Origin of the sequence: Polynucleobacter sp. P1-05-14, assembly GCF_018881675.1 — a bacterium.
GTDB lineage: Bacteria > Pseudomonadota > Gammaproteobacteria > Burkholderiales > Burkholderiaceae > Polynucleobacter.
Map to the genome: position 1 here is coordinate 332,336 of NZ_JACVPV010000001.1, position 18,859 is coordinate 351,194.

An 18,859-nucleotide genomic window follows, 5' to 3' on the forward strand; every position below is an offset into this window, starting at 1 on the left:
AATATGAAAAATAAAAAAGTTGCTCTCATTACCGGCATTACTGGCCAAGATGGGTCCTATCTAGCAGAATTTCTGCTAGAGAAAGGCTACATCGTTCACGGCATTAAACGCCGCGCCTCATCCTTCAATACCGAGCGGATTGATCATCTCTACCAAGATCCACACGTGAATCACCCAGATTTGATTTTGCACTATGGTGATTTAACAGATACCAGCAACTTAGTGCGCATTATTCAAGAATGCCAACCGGATGAAATCTATAACTTGGGCGCCCAGTCTCACGTAGCCGTTTCCTTTGAGTCTCCTGAGTACACTGCTGATGTCGATGCTATGGGTCCACTGCGAATGTTAGAGGCTATTCGTATTTTGGGTTTAGAAAAGAAGACACGCTTTTATCAGGCATCTACTTCTGAGCTTTATGGCCTGGTACAGGAAATACCTCAAAAAGAGACGACACCTTTTTATCCAAGAAGTCCTTATGCAGTAGCCAAAATGTATGCTTATTGGATTACTGTGAACTATCGTGAAGCTTATGGGATGTACGCCTGTAATGGCATTCTCTTTAATCATGAGTCAAAGCGCCGCGGTGAAACCTTTGTGACCCGTAAGGTCACTCGTGGCTTGGCTAATATTGCTCAAGGCTTAGAGGTATGCCTCTTTATGGGCAATATTGATGCCCTGCGTGATTGGGGTCATGCTAAAGACTACGTGCGTATGCAGTGGCTAATGCTTCAGCAAGATAAGCCAGAAGATTTTGTAATTGCCACTGGGGTGCAGTTCACCGTTCGTGAATTTATTACTCGTAGCGCTAAGCAGTTGGGCATTACGCTCAAATTTGAAGGTGCTGCTGAAAATGAAAAAGCTATTGTTGCCAGCATTGAAGGCGATAAAGCCCCAGCCTTAAAAGTAGGCGATGTGATCGTTCAGATCGACCCGCGCTATTACCGACCTACCGAAGTAGAAACGCTGTTAGGTGATCCGACTAAAGCAAAAACAAAGTTGGGCTGGGTTCCAGAGATTACCCTCGATCAAATGATTGTGGAGATGGTGGCTAATGACTTAGATCAGGCCAAGCAACATGCGCTCTTGCAAAAGCATGGCTATGCTGTTTCCATTCGCAAAGAAAATTAATATGGAGCTCAAAGTATGCCCACGGATTTGAACCAAAAAATTTATATTGCCGGCCATCGAGGTATGGTTGGGTCAGCTATTCTTCGTCAATTAAAGTCACGAGGATTTAATAATATTATTACTAGGACACATGCTGAACTAGATTTATGCAATCAGGCAGCAGTTTCCCAGTTCTTTGAGCAGGAAAAACCAGATCAAGTCTATTTAGCCGCAGCTCGGGTTGGTGGAATTTATGCCAACAATACTTTTCCAGCTGAGTTTATTTATGATAATTTGATGGTGCAGAATAATGTCATTCACCAAGCTTTTCTTAGTGGAGTAAAAAAACTTCTTTTTTTGGGATCTAGTTGTATATATCCTAGGTTGGCACCTCAGCCCATGAAAGAAGATGCTCTCCTATCGGGTAAATTAGAGTCCACTAATGAGCCTTATGCGATTGCAAAAATTGCCGGCATCAAAATGTGCGAGAGTTATAACCGTCAGTACGGTCAAACACATGGAATCGACTACCGTTCAGTCATGCCGACTAATTTATACGGCTCAGGCGATAACTATCACCCAGAAAACAGCCATGTGATTCCAGCTTTAATTAGACGATTTCATGAGGCGAAGATCAATGCATTGCCAGAGGTAGTGATTTGGGGAAGTGGTACACCTAGAAGAGAATTTCTCTATGTCGACGATATGGCTGCTGCTGCTGTATTTGTCATGCAGTTAGATAAAATACTCTATCAAGAGAAAACTGAGCCAATGCAGAGCCACATTAATGTTGGTTATGGCAGTGATCTGACAATCAAAGACCTAGCATACGCGGTAGCTAAAGCAACGGGGTTTCAGGGGATGATTAACTTTGACCCCAGCAAGCCTGATGGCCCCCCAAGAAAATGGATGGACTCTTCGCTCTTAAATCGATTGGGTTGGGTTCCGCAGGTGCCTTTGGCTCAGGGCTTAGAAATAGCATATGCTGAAATGGTATCGCGTGCAGACAATCACAGCCTAACAACCTAAAAGCAAATGAAAGATCTAGCCATAAAGCTTGTGCGCTCTCCATTAGATGTTGTTGCTCTCGTACTGATTTCTCTCAATACTATTTTATTAGCGGTCTGGGCAGTAAAAGACACTATTGCGCTGCGTAATATTGCATTGGTCTTAGGGTCAATCCTGGCTTTGATTGTGATATCAAATGATTGGCGCCAAGGATCATTAAGGAAGCAATTGCGGTTTCCGAATAGTGTGCCTTTGATTTTACTTGCGCTAATATTTATTTGGGTATTGGCCCACTTCTTTTTTCTTTCGCAAGACCCTATACAACAATTGCAAGAATTACATAGCACTTGGTTACGAGCTTTACTTGGCACTATTATGGCATTTGGGTCAGGCTTGGTAATTGGCAAAAGACCAGGATTCATTAATTGGTTGTGGTTCGGGCTATTTGTTAGCATACTCGCAGCTTATTTTCGTTATATCTCCAGGGCAATAGAGCTGCACAGTCTATTTGCGCCAGATTACGAGGGTTATATTTTTTACGGAAAAATATATGCAGTCTTAGTCGGGACTATTTTGATTTCTGGATTAAGTGGAACGTTATTAGATAAATTGAGAAACCAGGGATTATCAAAATGGATGTGGCAGGGGTTGTTTTGGTTATCTGGGTTAGCCTTAGTTCTTTATGCGTATGTTTTTATATTTGATGCTAGAAATGGCATAGGATTAGCTGCTATTTTGGTTTTGGGTTTGTTTGCAGCTGGTTTCATTGGCTTGGTGCGACATGGTGAAAAAAGTAGGAATACAAAAGGAGTCAAACTGATTGCTTCTTTTCTGGTGGCTCTATTGTTATTAGGAGGGGTATTTGCTTATCAACAGATAAAACATAACCCTGGCTGGACCTACTTAGTAGAGGATGCAAAAATTGCCGCTCAAATTGATCGGCATCCAGAATGGCAACTATCGAATTCAAGTCACATCTATCCAAAAACAGATGCGGGTCGCCAAGTTACCGGCAATAATTACGAGCGGGTAGCCTGGGCAATTGTTGGTCTTCGATTGCTATGGCAAAACCCTTTTGGGGAAGGTTTGCTTTACAGGTCATTTAGAATACTGCTACAAAAGGACTATCCAGGCGCTACTCCCATGGCAACCCACAGTGGTTGGATTGATTTATCGCTTGCCTTCGGGATTCCAGGGATCATATTGATGTGGAGCATTTTGGAAAGCACCTTTTGCTTGGCTTTAAGAAATAAAGGGCCGTTCATGGTGACGGTGTTGGTGTTATCGCTAATGCTATTTTTGCTTTACTCCGTTGGGGAATTAAGTAATTCACATTCGCTAGAAATCCTGTTTTATTGGTTTTCAATGCTAGCTTCCTTGCAGTTACCTAATTCAACCGAGAAAAATATTAATATACAGTTATATGATTTTAAGTAAATAAAATTGCCATTAATTATTAAAAATAGTTAACTTTAATAATTGAGATTTTTGAAAGATAAAAAATGTACAAACTAATTATCCAGTGTCGTATTTGCTCTGGCAAAGAATTAACCTCGTTGATGTTGTTAGAGGACCAAGCTTTAACTGGTGTATTTCCAAAATCAATATCTGAAAAAATTACGGCTGGCCCTGTGGAATTAGTGAAATGTACGGCCCAAAATGGCTGTGGATTAGTCCAGCTAAGACAAAGCTACGATTTAGCTGAAATGTACGGCATGAATTATGGGTATCGATCAGGTTTAAACAGCAGTATGGTTGCGCACTTGCATTCAAAAGTAGCCAAGATATTAGCCTTAAATATTCTTAAGCCAAACGATCTCATTATTGATATCGGCAGTAATGACGCCACAACCTTGCGGGCTTACCCTCAAGATCAGTATCAACTGGTGGGGATTGATCCTACGGGGGTTAAATTTGCGGAGTATTACCCAGAAAATATTAGACTCATACCAGAGTTTTTTTCAGCAGGCGCGGTAGCAAAAGCCTTGGATGGGAAAAAGGCGAAGGTGATCACCTCCTTTTCCATGTTTTACGATTTAGAGGATCCGATCGCTTTTGCTAAGGAGATAGAAGGCGCACTTGCAGAGAATGGTATTTGGGTTTTTGAACAAAGTTATTTACCTGCAATGATCCGAACCAATTCTTTTGACACAATTTGCCATGAGCACTTGGAATTTTATGCATTAAAGCAAATTATGTGGATTGCCAAAGCGGCCGGTCTTAAAGTATTAGACGTGGAGTTTAATGATGTCAACGGGGGCAGCTTTTCTATTACAGCAGCTAAGCAATCATCTTCGCTGCAGCCAAACACTGATAAATTAAGTCAAATACTTGCAGATGAAAGTGCTATGGGTCTTGATACGACGGAGGCCTTTGAATCATTCCAGGCGCGAGTAGAAGAGGCTAAAAGTGCTTTAATGAATTTCTTAAAAGAAGCAAAAGCCTCTGGCAAGAGGGTCTGCGGCTTAGGTGCTTCAACTAAAGGCAATGTACTTTTACAGTACTACGGCATTGACTCGAGCTTAGTTGAGTCAATTGGCGAGGTAAATAGCGATAAGTTCGGTTCATTTACTCCTGGTACTTTGATTCCCCTTGTCGATGAGGCGGAGTTGTTAAAAACTAATCCCGATTATTTATTAGTGCTTCCTTGGCATTTTCGCGCCTTCTTTGAAAGTTTGCCGGCGATGAAGGGTAGAACCCTGGTCTATCCTTTGCCAAAATTTGAAATAGCCACTCTTTAAGTTCGAGATGCTCGATTTCAGTAGGGCCCTGAGATGATTGGTAAAAATCTTATCTCGGGGTTTGCTAGCTCTGGAGTAACTGCCCTTTTGGGATTCTTATTTGTCCCTCTATATATTAAGTATTTGGGCATAGAGTCATATGGACTTATTGGATTCTTTGCTACTATGCAGGCCATCCTAGCATTGTTAGATATGGGCATAGCGCCCACTATGAATAGAGAGGCGGCTCGAATCTCCGTGTTGGGCAGAAGGATTGAGTTGGGGAATCTCTTGCGAACTCTGTCTGTAATCTATTGGATAATTGGTACCTTAGTGCTGATTGTAATTATTGCATTAGCCCCTTTCATTGCTACCCACTGGCTTCAATCATCTGGAATTGATTCAACACAAATAATTCGAAGCATCATGTTGATGGGCCTTGTGTTTTTCTGTCGATGGCCAATTGGTCTGTATCAAAGCACCTTAGTGGGTATGCAAAGGATTACCACTGCTAGTTTTCTGACTATTGGCATGTCTATTATTAGTAATTTCGGCGCATTAATTACTCTAGCTTACATAGATTCCACCATTGAAGCCTTTTTTATTTGGCAAGCTTTAGTTGCTCTATTGAATGTTGCTCTAATTCATTGGATCACTTGGGGTCGGTTTAAGGAGAAAGGCACTTTTAGTATTCAAAGCTTAAAAAGCGTCTGGAAATTTTCAGCAGGGATGAGTGGTATCGCCTTCTCTTCAATATTTTTAATGCAACTTGATAAAATATTGTTGAGTAAAATGTTGTCACTGAAAATGTTTGGGTACTACTCATTAGCAGTTATATTTGCAGGCAGTCTGAGTATTTTGATTGGACCTATATTTAATGTTATCTATCCACGACTTACCGCATTGGTAGCAGAAGACAATGAAAAAAAAGTTTTTGAGTTTTATATGGTTGGCACGCAAATACTGGCAGGATTCATATTCCCAGCAGCCTTTTTTCTAGCATTTTTTTCAGAAGATATTTTATATTGCTGGCTAAAAAATCCCACCACTGTGGCTCAAGTTGCACCTATTGCATCCATTCTTTTTGTCGGTAGTGTAATTAATGGAGCTATGATATTTCCCTACGCACTACAATTAGCGCATGGGATAACGAGGTTGCCGCAAATTATTGTCCTAAGTCTAATTGGAGTATATGTTCCCTTGACCTATTTTTTGGCATTAAATTATGGCGCTATTGGCGGCGCTTTAGCATGGTTAATATTAAACGCTTTATATTTATTTTACGGGCCATGGCTGACGCATAAATATATATTGAAAAATTCCGCCATGAGATGGCTTTGTCAGGGAGTGCTACAGCCTGCAATCATAGCGCTAATAGCAACGTTTCTAGGCTCATATTTTTTAAGGGAAGTAGATTTCCACTTTCAAAATATTTTGTTAGGATGTTCAATTGCATTGAGTTTAATCTTAATCAATTATTTTTTATTGCCAAAACCACTTCGTAGTAAATTGAATTTATTAAATAGAGTTTTTAGGGGTTAAATGTTTAAAAATATTAAAGTAATGCTTAAAAAGTCTCCATATCTTAGTACATGCGTGCAGATGCTTAATCGAAAGAGAATGCTTCTTAAGTTTGAGCTAAATGATATCTACGATTCTTATATATCTAAATCGACCAGTATACAAAAAACACCCTATGGATTTAGTATGTGTGGAAGCACCTCAGTCCATCATAAAGCAATGCAGGCAGGCGAGTTTGAATCTGAAGAAACAGCATTGTTCAAAGAGCAATTTTTAGCATCAGAAGTATTTGTGGATATTGGAGCAAATATTGGCTTCTATTCCTGCCTTGCAAGGGCAGCCGGTATGTATGTAGTGGCAGTAGAGCCGTTACCTAAAAATTTAGATTTTTTATTAACTAATATCTCTGCAAATGGGTGGCAGGATATAGAAGTTTTTCCATTGGGCCTGAGCGATCGATCGGGTGTAGCAATCTTATATGGAGCATCTAGCACTGGAGCTTCATTAATTGGAAAATGGGCCGGTAGTTCAGAGCATTTTCAGAGACAGATCGCATTATCTACTTTAGATATAGTACTTGGAAATCGCTTTGATGGAAAAAAATTATTTATTAAAATGGATGTAGAGGGCTTTGAGTACCAGGTGCTTCTGGGATCCATTCAGGTTGCCGCCATGAATCCAAAACCTACTTGGGTTATTGAAATATGCTTAAATGAGTATCATCCGACTGGATTAAATCCAAATTATGAGAAAACTTTCACTTATTTTTGGAATCTTGGGTATGAGGCCCGAACAGCGGATAAACATAAAACGGTGATTACGCCTAATGATGTTACAAGGTGGGTAAATAAAGGCCACTGTGACTCTGGAACAATCAATTATATTTTTTCACAATCACGCGGATAGAAGGTTAAATCAATTATGACAATGCAAGTTTTGCAAAATGAGAAACAAATTTTAACTGCTCGCCACGAGCTAGAAAAAAAGGGGGCATCGTGTCTCGAGTCTCGCTTGCTACCTTTTTTGAGAAAATATAAGCTAGTTGGAGGAGTTACGCTTGGTGATTTTCTAAAGAGTTGGGATGTCCTTAAGACTTTAGAATTTATTGAAAGTAATATTCAAAAAGGCGAGCCAATTATTGACTTTGGATCATATGCTTCTGAAATTTTAGTTGCTTTGCATAAGATGGGATATTCAAACTTGACTGGAGCGGACTTAAATCCGAATCTAAAAAAAATGCCCCATCAAGGCGCGATCAAGTATGAAATCACTAACTTCTTAAAAACAAAATTTGCCGATAATTCATTTAAAGCAATTACCTCTATTTCTGTAATAGAGCATGGATTTAATGCTGCAGCACTTCTAAGTGAGGTATCAAGGTTATTGCAGCCTGGCGGCTACTTTATTGCCTCCTTTGACTATTGGCCACAAAAAATAGATACCACCGGCATAACTTTTTTTGACATGGAATGGAATATTTTCTCTGAAAATGAAATTATTGACTTTGTTGAACAAGCTAAATCTTATGGCTTAACCGCAGAAGGTGAAATGTCTTACAGTGGGCAGGATGCGCCAATAGAGTGTGGTGGCAAAAGTTATACATTTGGATGGTTGGTATTGAAGAAAAAATAATTTTTTGAAAATTTTGCTGGTAACAGGGTCCTATCCTCCGATGAAATGCGGAGTAGGTGACTACTCTTTTTTTTTAGCTAATGCACTTGCATCTGATCAATCCAATGTAGTTGGTGTTTTAACTAGCATTTTAGATAATGGAGACCAGGGCACTAATCGAGTTCAACTTTTCCCAGTGGTGAAAAAGTGGACTCTATTGAGCATCATTCAATATATAAAAATATTGCGTGATTTCAAGCCAAATATTGTGCATATTCAATATCCAACTCAAGGCTATGGAGCGGGCAATCTTCCCTGGTTTTTGCCTTCTATTGCCTGGCTTTTTGGAAAAAAAGTCGTGCAAACTTGGCATGAAGGGTTTACAAAAAAAAATGCAATAAAGTTATTTTTTAAAGGAATAATTCCTGGCGCACTCATATACGTTAAACCTGAATATCAGAATCAATTTCGTCCTTACTTTATGCGCTGGGTATTTTGGAATAAGCTGAATGTATTTATTAAAAATGCTTCAGTGATTCCCGTTGTTAATCTAGCCAAACATGAGATAGACCAATATCGAATTACTTATATTAAGGGTCAAAAAAGATTAATTGTTTTTTTTGGTTTTATGCATCCAGAGAAGAGAGTTGAGCTCTTATTTTCAATTGCCAATCCGTTAACTGACATCATAGTGATTGCGGGTGAATTTGATCCTAAGAATAGCTACCATCAAGAAATATATGATTATGCAAATAGTGCTGAGTGGAGTGATAAGGTCCAAATTTTAGGTTTTTTGGCAGAAGAAAAAGTTGCTAAGTTGTTGGCGATTGCAGATGCTATTATTTTACCGTTTGCCAGTGGTGGGGGGGCATGGAATACATCGTTGCAAGCTGCTTCTCAGCAGGGCTCATTTGTCATCACTACAGCAAAAAATCCTATAGGATATGATCAAGCTAGCAATATTTATTATTCACACATTGATGATGTAATTGAAATGAAGTTGGCACTAGAAAAGTGGTGCGGTACAAAAAAAAATGTATCGAATGAAGTGGCTAGCGATTGGAATTTTATTGCGCATCAACATTTAGTGCTGTATACCGCCCTGCTAAATGGTAGGGGTCTAGATTAAGCTTATGGATAACATCATCTTATCTATCTGCATTGCAACCTATAACCGATCCCAGTACATCGGGGCAACTTTAGACTCTATTATTTCTCAGATTGATAATCGAGTTGAAGTTATTGTTGTTGATGGAGCATCCCCAGATAATACAAGTGAAATAATGGGGCATTATTCTCGGTGCCCTCAAATTAGATACTTTCGCGAAAATAAAAATCACGGAGTTGATCGCGATTACGATAAAGCTGTGGAATACGCAAGAGGTGAATACTGTTGGTTATTTACAGATGATGATCTTTTAAAGCCTGATGCGATTCAGGAGGTTTTATTATCCTTACAGACGGGATGTAATTTATTGGTATTGAATTCAGAGATTAGAGATGCCCAACTGAATAAATTGCTGAAGAATAAATCACTAGAGGCTGATGATTCTGTAGTAGTACAAATATCTGATAGCACTTTTCAAAAATTAGCATTTCACCTTACCTTTATTGGCTATGTCGTTATTAAAAGAGATTTTTGGCTGGCAAGGGATCGAGAGTCTTATTTCGATACAGCTTTTATTCATGTCGGCGTGATTTTCCAAAAACCTCCAATCAACAATATCCTATTTAAATCAAAGCCACTCCTGACTATTCGCTATGGAAATGCAATGTGGACAGCCCGGGGATTTCAAATTTGGACATTTAATTGGCCAAGCCTTATATGGTCATTTAATGCTTTTTCTGATCAGGCTAAAGCGATTGTGTCTCCAAAAAAACCCTATGAAAATATCAGGATGTTAATGTATCAGAGGGCGCTAGGTGCTTATAAGCTGAAAGAGTATTTTAGATTCTTATTTTGTAAATCTAGTTTTACGTCAAATATGACGGGGCTCATGATCGCCATTACTCCTGGTGCAGTAATTAATTTGATAACTTATCTCTACTTTAAAAAATATAAACCCAATGAAACCTTGGCCCTATATGATTTGAGAAGAAGTACTTTTCATCCAAGTAGACTAGTCAAATTTTTAGCCAAAAATGAATTAGATCAATGAAATCAGATAAGTATGATGAGAAAGCTAGATTAGTTGGCATAGTTCTTTTGAACTGGAATGGTTGGAAAGACACCATCAAATGTCTGAACTCACTCCGCAATCTGGACTACGCCAGTAGACTGATTATTGTCGTAGACAATGACTCAAGCGATGATTCGTGTTCGAGGATTGAAAGCGCATATCCTGGGGTAAAGCTTCTTCACTCAAGTGTTAATTTAGGGTTTGGTGGGGGGTGCAATATTGGTATTCGGTATGCCCTTTCCCAGGGCGCTGATTGCATATGGTTGTTAAATAACGATACCGTAGTTGCACCTACTGCCTTAAGTGCTCTAGTTAATCATATGAATTGGGATCCCTGCATTGGGGCGGTTGGATCAGTCTTGTTTTATATGAATAATTCCAACCAAATTCAAGCTTGGGGTGGGGGCTATGTCAATTTTCTAACAGGACAAAGTCGTCACTGTTTTACTCCTGCGGACCCAAAATCTTTAGACTATTTAACTGCGGCCAGCATACTTTTGCGTAAAGAGGCAATTGATAGCGTTGGTATTTTTGATGAGAAATCCTTCTTTATGTACTGGGAGGATGTTGATTTATGTTATCGATTACGCAAAGCTGGCTGGAAGCTTGATGTTGCTCCGAATTCAAAAGTGCTCCACGTAGAGTCTGGGAGTTTGGGAAAGAAAAATCCTAAGCTATATCGTTATTTTAGTTTTTCTATTGTCAACTTTTTCAGACGTCATGCACGATACCCTTTTTTTCCGATTGGTATCGGTGTTGGTGGAAAAGTAGTTAAGCTAGCTCTTTCTGGTGATCTTCGGTCAGCTTTTGCTGTTCTTGGTGGTATGTTTTCAGCATTTGGCGTCAAAGAAAATGATCACTATTGGTAATCGTCCCCTAGAACCAAAGTAATCAGAAGTAGAATTTTCTCTATTAGAGGAGTTCTACATGAAGCGTTCTAAATTTACCGACAGCCAGATCATGGATGCCCTAAAACGGGTAGATGCTGGCTTAGCCGTTCCAGAGGTCTGCCGTGAGCTGGGCATCAGCACCGCCACTTTCTATAAGTGGCGTGCCAAATACGGTGGCATGGACACCTCAATGATGGCCCGCATGAAGGAGCTTGAAGCTGAGAACGCCCGCTTAAAGAAGATGTATGCGGAGGTTCAGCTCCAAGCTGATGTCCTCAAAGAAGTTTTACAAAAAAAGTAACTCGGCCATCTCGTAGGCGCGAGATGGCCAGCCAACAAGTTCAAAGTGGGCGAATGAGTATCCGTTTAGCTTGCGATACCTTTGTCATTAGTCAGACTTGCTATCGCTATCACCCGAAGCTATCGACCGACAATGCCCTCATTGCTGATTGGCTAGTACGCCTCACCCAAAATCAACGGAACTGGGGTTTTGGGCTTTGCTTTTTGTACTTGCGTAACGTCAAAGGCTTTACTTGGAACCATAAGCGGGTGTATCGCATCTATCGGGAGTTAGAACTGAACCTCCGGATCAAGCCCCATAAACGCTTGGTTCGCGAGAAGCCTGTGCCATTGGCAGTGCCTGAGGGCATCAACGATACGTGGTCCATTGTCCCGCGGGATTCCCTTCGGTCATTTTATGCATGACCAGTTGCACGATGGCAGATCCATCCGCTTGTTTAATGTAATTGATGACTTTAATCGGGAGGCCTTAGCCATTGATATTGATTTTTCTATGCCAGCAGCCAGAGTGGTACGCTCACTAGATCAAGTCATTGAGTGGCGTGGTAAGCCTTTAAAAATACGTTGCGATAATGGCCCCGAGCTTGTGGGTAGTGTGCTTGTGCAGTGGGCTGCGAAACATCAAATAGAGATAACTTATATCCAACCTGGTAAGCCACAACAAAATGCATATATTGAAAGATACAACCGCACCGTACGTTACGATTGGCTTAATCAATACCTCTTTGAATCGATTGATGAAGTTCAAGACTTTGCTACCGATTGGATGTGGACATACAATCATGAAAGACCGAACATGGGCTTAGGTGGAATTACACCAAAGCAAAAACTAGCACTTGCAGTACCAGCTTCTACTTTTATGCTTAGTTAAAAATGGGGGGATTACCAAACCACAGCAAAATGCCTATGTGGAGCACTTTAATCGTACCGTCAGATATGAATGGCTATCGCAGTACTGCTGGCAAAATATTAATGGAGTTCGGAAGTTTGCGACACAATGGACGTATAAATATAACTATCAACGTTCAAACTTGGTATTGGGCAGTATTACCCCGAAGCAGCAACTGGTCATGGTTGCTTAATTAACTCCACTTCTAGGTTCGGTTAAATAAGGCGGGGATTACCGCTTCGCACTATCTTTTGCCATTGCGTTTAGTGGGCTTGGTCGTATTCTTAAAATGGCAATGAAATGAAATTGACATAGTTGTATTTCAATCATTAAGGGTGTTTACCATAGGGTAACCTAGTAGCACAGAAATGGGAATCTTCGCATCATTAGTTATAAGCATTTCCAAGAATACAATGATTGTAAAACGTACTAACTACTAAATTTTAAATAGAACCATTAATATTTTTTAGAGTTATAATATTAATGCAAAGCATGCCATAATACACGCTAAAAATTATTTATAAATGCTAAAAAAAAATGTCACTAATTGCTTGTTAATATTGTGGATTGCATTATTAGGTGCAGATAGAATTGATTTGGCTGGGAAAAACTTATTCTTCAACTTTACACCTTTTATTTTTCTTTCACTACTGATAAGTCCATTATTATTTTATTACTATAAAAATATTGAATTTAGAATAAATTTATCGGAAAAAAAAATCTTAATTTTTTTCTCAGCATTATTACTTTCAATTATTCCATCAGTACTTCTAAGTAATGATTTTCTTCTGTCGCTAAAAAGATTTATTTTATTAAACTTTGAATTCTTTTCAATTTTTATTATTGTTAGTTATATCTTTACACTTCATGAAGTAAAGAAAATTCTCACAGTGGGAGCTATTTTAGGAATCATTTTCCATTCTAGTTTTTCCCTTTACGAAGAACTCAGATGGTTTGCCGGTAGTTTAAATAGTACAAATGCATTTATTGACTTAAATATAGTTCCATTTGCGGGCTATGCACCCAGACTAACTGGATTGAGTATGGATCCTAATAGAGCCTGCTTAATATTTATATCTTTACTCTTCTTAATTTTTTTATATCAAAAAGAGGGTAATCTCAAGTTCGCTTTATCTTTTATATTAGTTACACTCATTTATTTGTCGCTATCAAAATCTGGAATTCTTATTTTGATTATATCGATATTTTATTATTTGGTGATAAAGTCAAATCGAAATGAGACAAAAAAAATTGTAATGATTTTATTCTTACCTGCAATTTTTTCATTGGCAATTTTAATATTTGTAAATGAGATTAATTTTGGTGGATTTATTTCAGAGCGGATCTCTGTGGTTAAAGGTTCTTCTGCAGCAGTACACTATTCTCTTGGTGAGATTGCCTCTAAAACTATTGTGAAATCTACGTCAAATTTTTTCATTGGCAATGGCTTTCAAGCGTCACAAAATCTATTGGAAGCCTATTTTCCAAATAATAAATATGCAAATTTTCATACACTTTATCTCTCCCTCATTGCCGAGTCGGGTATTTTCAGTCTCATTTTAATGTTAATTTTTCTCGCATTTCCAGTAATTAGGAAGAGTAGCATAAGGCCACTTTTGGCAGCGGTAATAGTTTTCAATATTTTTTATCAATCAATTTTGGATCCAGTATTTTGGTTTATTTGTGTGTTGGGGTATATATTGATTCCAGCGGATGGTAAATAAAATTATGATCACTATTGATGTCAGATTCTTAAATAGTTCTGGAATAGGAACCTATCTCAGGAATGTAATTCCGGGGGTAGTTGCCCGCTTTCCAAATACAACTATTTCTTTGATGGGCGATCCAACGGTCATCAACGAGATTGACGGTTTGGCAAATGCGCCCAATGTAGTGGTAATTCCAGCATTTGCCAAAATGTATTCCATCCAAGAGCAAATCGATTATGTGAGGCTGATTCCGAAGGCAACCAAATTATATTTTGCCACTCACTACACTGTGCCTTTGTTTTATCATGGAAAGATACTCGTCACGATCTATGACTTATTTCATCTTGCAATGCCAGAATTGGTGGGAGGAATCCATAAGTCCCTCTATGCAAGATTGATGTTTAACGCAGTGAGGCGAAAAGCTTCATCAATTATTACCATATCGAACTTTACTAAGTCAGAGCTATTAAGACTTACTGGGCCTCAGGGTAAGCAAGCCATTACTCCCATTCATTTGGGCGTGGATAGTAGTTGTTTCAATATCCCATATTTAGAAACTCCTCACCCAAGACCTTATTTGTTATTCGTGGGCAATATCAAGCCTCACAAAAATCTAGGAGCGCTCATCAAAGCCTTTTCCTTGATTGCCAATCAATTCCCACACGATTTAGTATTGGTAGGTCAAAAAGAAGGCTTCATTACTGCAGATACTGAGCTTGATTTCATAGTAAAAGAATTAGAAGCTAGGGTGCAATTTACAGGTAGAGTAGACCAAGCAACGCTTCAGCAATACTTTGCTCATGCCACTTGTTTGATCTTTCCGTCGTTATATGAAGGTTTTGGCTTACCACCTTTAGAGGCCATGGCAGCAGGTTGTCCAGTGATTTGTTCAGATGCCGGACCGATGCCAGAAATCTGTGGGGATGCTGTATTGTATTTTGATCCCAAGAATATTAAACAGCTAGCTGAAAAATTAGAAATGATTTTGAGTGATGATGCATTACGCAATGATTTAATTTCTCGTGGTTATTTACATGTCAAAAGTTATACCTGGGATCGCTGTATCGATCAAACATCGCAAGAGATCCTATCTTTGTTAAATGAGCCTTAAACTATGATGAAAAAGATATTATTAGTCGGGGGCACTGGCTTTGTAGGCTCTCACCTTTCAAGCGCTTTTGGCAATCAATACTCCATTACTGCCGTTGGTAGAGACGTAGACGTTTGCAAACCAAGTGATCTCTCGGCATTCATTCGGACAGTTCAGCCAGATGCTGTTGTACATTTAGCAGCAGTTACCACCTTAAAAGAGTCATTCGAAGACCCCAGTCTTACTTACGCTACTAATTTTATGGGGACACTCAATCTACTTTCGGCGCTGCGTGAAAACCATTTTCAAGGACGTATGCTGAATGTGAGTTCGAGTGAGGTATATGGTTTATTAAATGAATTTGATTTACCTGTGACGGAATCTTTACTAACGCACCCATTAAGCCCTTATGCGGTAGCAAAAATTGCTTCAGAGGCGCTTTGTTATCAATGGAGTCAGACGGAATCATTTGAAATTATTTCCGCAAGACCCTTTAATCATATTGGCCCTGGCCAGAGTGCGCGTTTTGCCATCGCCGACTTTGGTAAACAAATTGCCGCCATTAAGTTGGGGTTGGCAGAGCCGATTTTGAATGTGGGTGATATTGATACCACTCGAGACTTTACTGACGTTAGAGATATTGCTGCAGCTTATAAATTGCTCTTAGAGTCTGGCAAAAATGGCGGGATCTATAACGTCTGTTCTGGGGTTGAACGATCTGTGAGGTCTTTGATTGTAAGAATGTGTGAACTAGTCAATATTCAAGTTGAGTTGCGAGCAGATCCCGAGAGAATGCGCCTAAGCGATCAGCGACGGGTACGTGGAAGCTATCACAATCTATCAATCGATACGGGTTGGGAGCCACACATTGCAATAGATAAAACATTGCTAGACATTGTTGAGTATTGGATTGATGATTTCAATCTAAATAAGGGTGCTAGTAAGTGAAAATCGCTCTTATTCAGGATCAACTGCTGACATCAGCGGGATCAGAAAGAGTGTTCTTATACATGGCTCAAGAGTTTAAAGAGGCTGATTTATATACTCTGTGTTACAACCCTGAAATCACTTGGCCCGAATTTAAAGCCTTTAAGATTAAGACGCATTGGTTAAATGCCGTGATACGAAATCATCAGATCTTTAAGATGATGTTCCCTATTGCTACTAAAGCAATGGAGCAATGGGATTTTAGCGACTATGACTTAATTATTACGTCATCTGCTACAACAGCAAAATATATAAAACGCTTTAAAGCGCCACATATTTGCTATTGTTATTTTCCAACGCGAGCCATTTGGAATTTTGATGCTTACTTTAATGGTGGAGTTGGTATCAAGGAGAAGCTGTTTTCATTTTTTCTGACTTATTTTAAAAAGCGTGATATTGCTGCTGCCAAACGCGTAAATCGATTTATTGCAATTTCACAGTCCACTAAAGAAGCAATTGCCAAATGCTATGGGGTAAATTCAGAGGTGATATTCCCTCCCGTGGATCTCGAGAGATTTACGCATGTGGGTATCGAGAAGCAGGATTATTTTTTAATCGTGAGTCGCTTAGAGCGCTGGAAATCATTGGATTATGCGATTGAGGCATTTAATGAGCTCGGGCTACCTCTTATAATTATTGGCCATGGCTCAGATAAAGAGCGACTTCAAGCCTTGGCAAAATCAAATATTACTTTTGTGGGCGGAGTCGATGATCAGGCCTTAGCGCTAGCTTATGCGCAGGCGCAGGCTGTCGTCTTTACGCCCGAGCTCGAATACGGATTAGTTCCAATCGAAGCAATTGCAGCTGGTACTCCAGTCATTGCATTGGGTAGGGGAGGCGCCCTAGAGACAATGGTTGGCATTGATGACCCACAGGGCCGAGAGCCAACAGCTATATTTTTTTCTGAACCAAATAAAGATTCTTTAATTGGGGCTGTTGGCCTTTTTAAAGAGGTGGTGTTTAATTCTCAGGCCCTTGTAGCTCATGCTGCATCATTTGGCATTCCAGAATTTAGCCACAAGCTTCGAGCCTTGGTATCTATTTATGTAGAATTAAATACAAAAAATAAATATGATTAGATTCTCAATAATTACGCCGATTTTAATGATTGGGCATGTAATCACTAAGACTATTCACTTTCGACTTGATACTTAACTGGAAAAATAGTTTGTAATATTGTCATTGCGATAATTTTTAGATCTAATCTGATAGACCATTCCTCTATATAAAAAAGATCGTACTCGATCCTCTTTTTTAGATCAGTATCGCCTCGAAGACCATGAACTTGGGCCCAGCCAGTAATCCCTGCTTTGACTAAATGCTTTTTCATGTAATTGGGTACCTCTTCTTGCAATTCTTTGATAAATTCTGTTCGCTCAGGTCGGGGACCAACAATAGACATTTGACCCATTAGAACGTTTAAAAACTGAGGGAGTTCATCTAGGTTGTATTTTCGAATGAATGCGGAAAACGGGTGAATGACTTTAGAGTCTGAGCCACCCCAAACCGCACCAGATTTTTCTATATCGGCGGGCATTGACCGAAATTTGAGCATCATAAATGACCTGCCATTTAAGCCCACTCTTTTCTGGCGATAAAAGATTGGACCTGACGAGGTTAGCTTTACTCCTATTGCTAAAACCAACATAAGTGGACTTATTAGGATGAGTATTAGGACTGACAAAATCACATCTTCTAGGGTTTTTAAGATCAGTTTAGACCCTACAAATGGCGAGTCCGTAAGGTTTAGCATGGGAGTGCCGAGCACCTCACTCACACCCAGATTAATGAGTCTGAACATAAATAAATCTGGAGCAAATTTAATCACGAGGGGGCAATTTTTAAGTGCCTGAAGAATACCTTGCAATTCATGTGATTGATGGACTGGGAGGGTAATCCAGATCTCATCAAGATTCTTAAAGTCAATACTTTTGATCCCTGTTAAGTTATTGGGTTTTAGATTGTCCCGTAGGACATAGCCTGACCAAGTGTTGAGAGCAATTAAGCGGCCTAGGTTTTCAGCAGAATCCCCATCTCCGATAATTATGATGTATCGATTATTAAAACCTTTTTTACGTATTTTTTGAAATATAAAGGCAAAGATTAAGCGAGAGGAAAATAGAGCAAACCATGTACCAATGCTCCAAGCCGCCAGCCATAGACGCGAAAAACTTACACCACTTTGTGTAAAAATGATGGCTATAAAAGCAATCAGCAAAACTAGTCCCCATATTTTACTCAGCGCAAGAATGTAATCGAGGGTATTGGTCCCCCGCCAAGATCGATACAGCGCACTAGAAAGCAGCCCATATAAAACACAAACTCCAAAAATTAATATCCAATAATTGGTATTAGGAGGAATCCCATCCTTAAAGGGGATAAATAGAGATAGGTAAGCTATGATCGCAATCAGGGCAATTTCTGCTACTCGGTATATCGAAGCAAATATTGAGGAGGTTGATTTAAGATTTGGCATAAATTGAAAAATTTGATAAATACGCTATGGTAGATTTAAGTTTAGTGTGTACTGATTCTTTTAGCAGTATATTTATCCTTGTTCTATTCAATTAACAGGATTTAGGCACATTGTGAATAATATTAGGTTTAAAAATGGCCTATATCAGCTTGAAGGCATTGATAAGGTCAATTACCTAAAAATCTAACGAATTAAAGTTTATAAAAAAAGTCTTTTTAAAGACTTAACAATAATATATAGGGGTGGATTCAACTACGAAGTGCAACTTTGAACAACTAGTTAAGGAGGCTAAGGATGTTTTAGTATCCAAAGCTTCTAGACCTGCAAGTCAAAGTAGCCATGACCTATCAACACCTTAGCCAAACTGA

16 protein-coding genes and 1 pseudogene are annotated in these 18,859 nt (G+C 39.2%); 16 read left to right on the forward strand and 1 reads right to left on the reverse strand.

Translation table 11 applies throughout. The features are described from left to right. Positions 1-3: 3 nt before the first annotated feature. The 16 genes and pseudogenes from gmd to ICN37_RS01905 all read left to right on the forward strand — a co-directional run bounded on the left by gmd (position 4) and on the right by ICN37_RS01905 (position 17,094). Positions 4-1,131, forward strand: a complete 1,128-nt coding sequence (gene gmd, locus ICN37_RS01830; RefSeq protein ID WP_216154451.1) for a GDP-mannose 4,6-dehydratase — start codon at positions 4-6, stop codon at positions 1,129-1,131. 15 nt (positions 1,132-1,146) lie between these two features. Then, entirely contained in the window at positions 1,147-2,139 is a 993-nt protein-coding gene (locus tag ICN37_RS01835) for a GDP-L-fucose synthase (RefSeq protein ID WP_216154452.1), read from the forward strand. Between the two features lie 6 nt (positions 2,140-2,145). Next, positions 2,146-3,555, forward strand: coding sequence for a hypothetical protein (locus tag ICN37_RS01840; RefSeq protein WP_216154453.1), 1,410 nt, complete (start codon positions 2,146-2,148; stop codon positions 3,553-3,555). A 65-nt stretch (positions 3,556-3,620) separates the two neighbouring features. Further along, a complete protein-coding gene (locus ICN37_RS01845; protein ID WP_216154454.1) occupies positions 3,621-4,859 on the forward strand; it encodes a class I SAM-dependent methyltransferase in 1,239 nt (412 codons plus the stop codon). 33 nt (positions 4,860-4,892) lie between these two features. Next, positions 4,893-6,380 (forward strand): lipopolysaccharide biosynthesis protein, encoded by a 1,488-nt coding sequence (locus ICN37_RS01850; RefSeq protein WP_216154455.1) that lies wholly within the window; start codon positions 4,893-4,895, stop codon positions 6,378-6,380. After that, complete coding sequence (locus tag ICN37_RS01855; protein WP_216154456.1) at positions 6,381-7,265, forward strand: FkbM family methyltransferase; 885 nt, start codon at positions 6,381-6,383, stop codon at positions 7,263-7,265. Positions 7,266-7,280: 15 nt separating this feature from the next. Continuing rightward, complete coding sequence (locus ICN37_RS01860; RefSeq protein WP_216154457.1) at positions 7,281-7,991, forward strand: bifunctional 2-polyprenyl-6-hydroxyphenol methylase/3-demethylubiquinol 3-O-methyltransferase UbiG; 711 nt, start codon at positions 7,281-7,283, stop codon at positions 7,989-7,991. Positions 7,992-8,031: 40 nt separating this feature from the next. After that, positions 8,032-9,099, forward strand: a complete 1,068-nt coding sequence (locus tag ICN37_RS01865; protein WP_216154458.1) for a glycosyltransferase — start codon at positions 8,032-8,034, stop codon at positions 9,097-9,099. Positions 9,100-9,103: 4 nt separating this feature from the next. Beyond that, on the forward strand, positions 9,104-10,129 hold the full coding sequence (locus ICN37_RS01870; RefSeq protein WP_216154459.1) for a glycosyltransferase family 2 protein: 1,026 nt from the start codon (positions 9,104-9,106) through the stop codon (positions 10,127-10,129). Next, complete coding sequence (locus ICN37_RS01875) at positions 10,126-11,019, forward strand: glycosyltransferase family 2 protein (RefSeq protein ID WP_216154460.1); 894 nt, start codon at positions 10,126-10,128, stop codon at positions 11,017-11,019. Before ICN37_RS01870 ends, ICN37_RS01875 begins: the two co-directional genes overlap by 4 nt. 58 nt (positions 11,020-11,077) lie before the next feature. After that, positions 11,078-12,211, forward strand: a pseudogene (locus ICN37_RS01880) (IS3 family transposase). Further along, complete coding sequence (locus ICN37_RS01885) at positions 12,177-12,422, forward strand: integrase core domain-containing protein (RefSeq protein WP_370623803.1); 246 nt, start codon at positions 12,177-12,179, stop codon at positions 12,420-12,422. Before ICN37_RS01880 ends, ICN37_RS01885 begins: the two are co-directional and overlap by 35 nt. A 331-nt stretch (positions 12,423-12,753) precedes the next feature. Beyond that, positions 12,754-13,953, forward strand: a complete 1,200-nt coding sequence (locus ICN37_RS01890) for a hypothetical protein (protein ID WP_216154462.1) — start codon at positions 12,754-12,756, stop codon at positions 13,951-13,953. Then, entirely contained in the window at positions 13,943-15,049 is a 1,107-nt protein-coding gene (locus ICN37_RS01895) for a glycosyltransferase family 1 protein (protein WP_216154463.1), read from the forward strand. Before ICN37_RS01890 ends, ICN37_RS01895 begins: the two co-directional genes overlap by 11 nt. Before the next feature lie 3 nt (positions 15,050-15,052). Beyond that, positions 15,053-15,976, forward strand: a complete 924-nt coding sequence (locus tag ICN37_RS01900) for a GDP-mannose 4,6-dehydratase (RefSeq protein WP_216154464.1) — start codon at positions 15,053-15,055, stop codon at positions 15,974-15,976. Continuing rightward, entirely contained in the window at positions 15,973-17,094 is a 1,122-nt protein-coding gene (locus tag ICN37_RS01905; protein WP_216154465.1) for a glycosyltransferase, read from the forward strand. Before ICN37_RS01900 ends, ICN37_RS01905 begins: the two co-directional genes overlap by 4 nt. 50 nt (positions 17,095-17,144) lie before the next feature. Here the strand turns inward: ICN37_RS01905 and ICN37_RS01910 are convergent, their stop codons facing one another. Then, complete coding sequence (locus ICN37_RS01910) at positions 17,145-18,491, reverse strand: exopolysaccharide biosynthesis polyprenyl glycosylphosphotransferase (protein ID WP_216154466.1); 1,347 nt, start codon at positions 18,489-18,491, stop codon at positions 17,145-17,147. Between the last annotated feature and the right edge of the window lie 368 nt (positions 18,492-18,859).